Genomic DNA, 4,656 nt, shown 5'->3' on the forward strand with positions numbered 1-4,656 from the left:
GGTCAGCGCGGGTCAGCGCGCAGCGGGCGTGGCTCGGGTTTCGGGATGCCGAGTGCAAGTTTTCATCGTCGGGAGTTACTGGCGGGAGCGTTTATCCGTGGGTTTACAGCAGTTGTCTGACGGGGGTGACCAAGCTGCGGGTTGAGTCGCTGAAACAGTATTTGAAGTGTGAAGAAGGTGACATGAGCTGCCCGGTGCCTGGGGCCTGATTTTTTTGCGGCGGCTTTGAGGATCCTTCGCGAGCAGGCTCGCTCCCACATTGGAATGCATTTCAAATGTGGGGGCGGAGAACATCTTTCACCTTTACGGAATTTGATGACGAGCACACTGATCAGACCTAAGGTTTCGACCCGGCAGCCATCGATGAAATCCTCGGACTCACGGCCCGCAACTTGTGCAGTGTAGTGATTCTGCCGCTAGGGCATAGAGCCACTGAGGGAGAGTGGTTGGTCAACTTGAAAAAGGTTCGGCGCTCGCGGGAAAACTTCATTACCGAGATCAAGTAAGACCGGTTAGAGCGGGGACTGAAGCATGCTTGTGGCGCATGCCCCCCCGCTCCAATCATTCGCAGAACCCGTCATCGATATCAGCGGCCACCGCGTAGGTCGCGGCCCTCCCCTGCTCTCGACTTGCTTCGAACTCGAAAATCTATCGACATAGAAATCCCCGCAAATCGATTGAACTGAGGTTCACTCTATGACCACTGCGTCCGATGCCAACAACGCCCTTCACAAAACAAGAACAATTTATTATTGCCATTCGATAATTTAACATCGAGAATTAGTCATTCCCAATGACACCGCAAGGATTTTTCATGAGTACTCGTAACAACGGATTGGCACTGCAGCGCATGCATTGGGTGGGATTACTGGCAGCGATTCTTGTCTGGGTCTTAGCGGTGACCGAGGTCGGTGGCAACGCTTCGATCTGGTTCTTCCAAACGGATGAAATGCTCGCGGCTCTGCTCTACGCCTTCGCCGAAAACTCGCCGCAATTACTTGACCCGTTTGTCGAAGGTGCCCTGCTTGCCCCCGATACATGGCTCTCGCCACTGGTCACTGCGCTGCTCGTCGTTTTGGATTTCCTGCCCGTCCTGCTTTCGACCTACGTGCTCTGGCTGACAGGGTTGTTTTTCCTGCGCTTGTCCCGCGGCGAAACCTGGACCGAGCGCAACATCAAGGTGTTATGGCGAGTGGGGATTCTGTGCATCATTTCTCCGGCCGCCTACCCCCTGATAGAGACCTTGCAAGGTTTGGCCCTGTCTATTGATCTGCCGCCAGGGGATCGTATTTTTCAGTTCTCGATCGGCCTGTCTTCCACTTCTGCCTACGAGATTGTCAAAGGCGTATTGCTCTGTTTGTTTTCAATTATCATGCGCGATGCAAAAGTACTCAGCGATGAGCAAAGCCAATACATATAGAACAATACAATGACCATTATCGTCCGCCTTGACGTTGTCATGGCCACGCAAAAAATTCGCTCGAAAGAGTTGGCCAGCCTGCTGGGCATCACCGAGGCCAATCTGTCATTACTGAAGAATGGCAAGGTCAAGGGCGTGAAGATGGCCACCCTGGACAAGCTCTGCGCAGCACTCGATTGCCAGCCAGGCGATTTGCTGGAATACCAGAAAGACTGAGCCTTGCGCAGGCGTGCAAGTTAATTGTCGCCAGTCCACACCGTTTAACTCTTATTCAATCCTTAGTTTGTAAGGCGGCTTTCTCATGACCCGGTTTTTACTATGCGCGCTGTTTTTACTGACAGCGTTGATCAGCGGCTGCGCCACGCAAATGGACGTCGCGCTAAATGCCACACCCGATCCGGACTATCATTTTGACCGAAAGGCGACTGTGCTGGTGACGTCTGCGAGTGGCAGCGACGAAAACGCTCTTAATGCCCGCTATTATCTTCGCGACATGGTTAACGCGCTGAAAGACAGGGGTTTCCAGGAGGTCTATACCGACGCCAGCCTGCCAAAGAACCACGCGCCGATAAAAATGACTGTCAGCCTCGATATTGGCAGTCGACAAGTGACTTACCGCTATACCGCCACCGACTATGGGCAAGTTCCGACCAGCACCTCTACCGTGTGCAAGACCAGCAAGAAAAAAGACGACCGACTGACCTGTACGAGTAAACCGAACACCACCTATGGACCGGTAGGGACCTCGGAGCGCACCGGTTACACCACGCTCAGCACCTTCGTTGCCACTGCCCGCGACGAAGTCAGCAAGCGCCCGGTCTACCTGCTTCGCGCGTCGTCCTATAACGAAGACTGCCAATCCACCAAGGTTGAAGCCTTTCTGGTAGAACAGGGCTTGCAGAACCTGAACTTCGAGGATCGCGTGCAGCGCAACTACACCGTCACGATGCCCGAGGGTTACCGCTGCAAATAGGCTTTGCAAGACAGTTCACAGTAACGGCTCAGCTTGCATGAGTCGCTACTGTGAACTGTTGAAAGTTAAACGTGCGGATCACCCGGCGCTTTCGTCGGCGCGGCGTATTGCGGCTTGAGATGACCGTCCTGATCAAGCAGCCAGGCGTCCATGATCTGCCGCACCACAGGGCCGGCAACACGACCACCGGCCTCGCCGTTCTCGATCATCACCGAAATCGCAATCTTCGGATGCTCGGCCGGCGCAAAGCCAACGAACAAGGCGTTATCGCGGTGGCGCTCCAGGGTTTTCTCGCGGTTGTAGCGCTCGCCCTGCTTGATCGCCACCACTTGCGCGGTACCACTCTTGCCAGCGATGCGATATTGCGCACCGGCCGCGGCCGCACGAGCAATGCCTCGCGCATCGTGCATGACCATCTGCATGCCGTGATTGACCTGCTCCCAGTCTCGCGGATCCTTGAGCAGGATGTTCGGCATCGGATGTTCGTCGACAGGAGCGACACCGTCGACGGTCTTGGCCAGGTGCGGCCGGTTCCAGACACCTTTGTTGGCGATCAATGCCGTGGCCTGAGCCAGTTGCAGCGGTGTGACCTGCATATAGCCCTGGCCGATGCCAAGGATGACCGTTTCGCCCGGGAACCAGGCTTGACGGCGGGTCGCGCGCTTCCACGCTTGCGATGGCATCAGGCCGGGCGACTCTTCAAACATGTCCAGCGAGACCTTCTCACCCAAGCCGAACATTGCCATGTAATCGTGCAGGCGATCGATGCCGAGCTTATGCGCAAGGTCGTAGAAATAGGTGTCATTGGAACGCATGATCGCCGCGTCCATGTCCACCCAGCCGTCGCCACTGTGGTTCCAGTTGCGGTACTTGTGATCGAAGTCCGGGAGTTGGTAATAACCGGGGTCGAAGACGCGCGTCTGCGGTGTCACGACGCCGGCGTCGAGGCCGGCGATTGCCACTTCTGGCTTGATCGTCGAGCCCGGTGCGTAGAGCCCGCGCAGCACACGGTTGAACAGCGGCCTGTCGATCGAATCTCGCAGTGCCGAGTATTCCTTGGAGCTGATACCGGTGACGAACAGATTCGGATCGAAGCTCGGATTGCTGACCATGGCCAATACCTCGCCCGTCGACGGATCGAGCGCTACCACTGAACCACGACGATCACCCAGCGCGGCTTCGGCGGCTTCCTGCAGTTTGATGTCGAGGCTCAGGACGATGTTCTGGCCCGGGACCGGGTCGGTATGTTTGAGCACACGCAGTACGCGACCTTGAGCGTTGGTCTCCACTTCTTCGTAACCGACGTGGCCGTGTAGTTGCGCCTCGTAGAAGCGTTCGATGCCGGTTTTGCCGATGGATTGCGTACCGCGATATTCGACCGAGTCGAGGCTCTTCGACTCTTTTTCATTGATCCGCCCGACGTAGCCGATCGAGTGGGCGAAATGCGCGCCGAGCGGGTAATGCCGGACGAACTGGGGTTCGACATCGAGGCCCGGGAGGCGGAACTCATTGACGGCCAATACAGCAATTTGCTCTTCCGTCAGCTCATAGAACAGCGTGACCGGCGTAAACGGGTGACGGGACTGCTTCATGGCTTTATCGAAGACTGTACGATCTTCTGCAGGCAAGTGCAGGAGGTTGATGACCTCGTCCAGTTCTTGATTGACGTCGGTGGCGCGCTCGCGGGTGATAGTCAGGTTGAAACTGGGGCGGTTATCGGCGAGCAAGACGCCGTTGCGGTCGTAGATCAAGCCGCGTGTCGGCGGGATCGGCAATACGTGGACGCGGTTGTTTTCGGAGATCGTGGAGTGGTAGTCGAACTCCACCACCTGGAGGATGTACAGGCGCACGACAAGGGCGCAGCTGATGGCGAAAACGAACAAGGCGCAGGCGATCAAACGTTTGTTGACCAGGCGCGTCTCTTTTTCGTGGTCTTTGATCGGGATCGGTTCAGGCATTTCTACAGCAACTCTTCGACATAAATGAGTACCGATCCGTGGGCATGACATCAGTCCGTTAAAAAAAACGAGCTGCACCATACCAAAAACTGCCCGGTCATTTCAGAAGGAATTTCCCCAATGGCCATTTCTTGCGACGGCTGGGACAGCGTTGTCCTGTGAAAACTTTCCTGCGGGCAAAACAAAACCCCAACTGCTTTCGCAATTGGGGTTTCGGAATTTAATCTTGACGATGACCTACTCTCACATGGGGAAACCCCACACTACCATCGGCGATGCATCGTTTCACTGCTGAGTTCGGGATG

General features: G+C 55.9%; 5 protein-coding genes and 1 rRNA gene. 4 read left to right on the forward strand and 2 right to left on the reverse strand.

Going from position 1 to position 4,656, the window contains the following annotated elements; all coding sequences use genetic code 11:
• The 4 genes from AC1DVF_RS28395 to AC1DVF_RS28410 form a co-directional block, all read left to right on the forward strand.
• The coding region (locus AC1DVF_RS28395) for a lysozyme inhibitor LprI family protein (protein WP_477783537.1) at nucleotides 1-209 on the forward strand (209 nt) is incomplete at its 5' end.
• Nucleotides 210-814: 605 nt separating this feature from the next.
• Nucleotides 815-1,420, forward strand: coding sequence for a hypothetical protein (locus tag AC1DVF_RS28400; RefSeq protein WP_093433623.1), 606 nt, complete (start codon nucleotides 815-817; stop codon nucleotides 1,418-1,420).
• 9 nt (nucleotides 1,421-1,429) lie between these two features.
• Nucleotides 1,430-1,636 (forward strand): helix-turn-helix domain-containing protein, encoded by a 207-nt coding sequence (locus tag AC1DVF_RS28405; protein ID WP_007910409.1) that lies wholly within the window; start codon nucleotides 1,430-1,432, stop codon nucleotides 1,634-1,636.
• A gap of 85 nt (nucleotides 1,637-1,721) precedes the next feature.
• A complete protein-coding gene (locus AC1DVF_RS28410) occupies nucleotides 1,722-2,393 on the forward strand; it encodes a hypothetical protein (protein ID WP_099756803.1) in 672 nt (223 codons plus the stop codon).
• A gap of 65 nt (nucleotides 2,394-2,458) precedes the next feature.
• Here the strand turns inward: AC1DVF_RS28410 and mrdA are convergent, their stop codons facing one another.
• A complete protein-coding gene (gene mrdA, locus AC1DVF_RS28415; protein WP_034156458.1) occupies nucleotides 2,459-4,351 on the reverse strand; it encodes a penicillin-binding protein 2 in 1,893 nt (630 codons plus the stop codon).
• A gap of 224 nt (nucleotides 4,352-4,575) precedes the next feature.
• Nucleotides 4,576-4,656: ribosomal RNA gene (gene rrf / locus AC1DVF_RS28420) — 5S ribosomal RNA — on the reverse strand; the annotation flags it as partial.

Source organism: Pseudomonas sp. P4_D7 (assembly GCF_056401755.1).

What these genes read in the sequence shown, in the direction of transcription:
- AC1DVF_RS28400 (WP_093433623.1), top strand. Translation starts at nt 815, where the DNA reads ATGAGTACTCGTAACAACGGATTGGCACTGCAGCGCATGCATTGGGTG.
- AC1DVF_RS28405 (WP_007910409.1), top strand. Translation starts at nt 1,430, where the DNA reads ATGACCATTATCGTCCGCCTTGACGTTGTCATGGCCACGCAAAAAATT.
- AC1DVF_RS28410 (WP_099756803.1), top strand. Translation starts at nt 1,722, where the DNA reads ATGACCCGGTTTTTACTATGCGCGCTGTTTTTACTGACAGCGTTGATC.
- mrdA (WP_034156458.1), bottom strand. Translation starts at nt 4,351, where the DNA reads ATGCCTGAACCGATCCCGATCAAAGACCACGAAAAAGAGACGCGCCTG.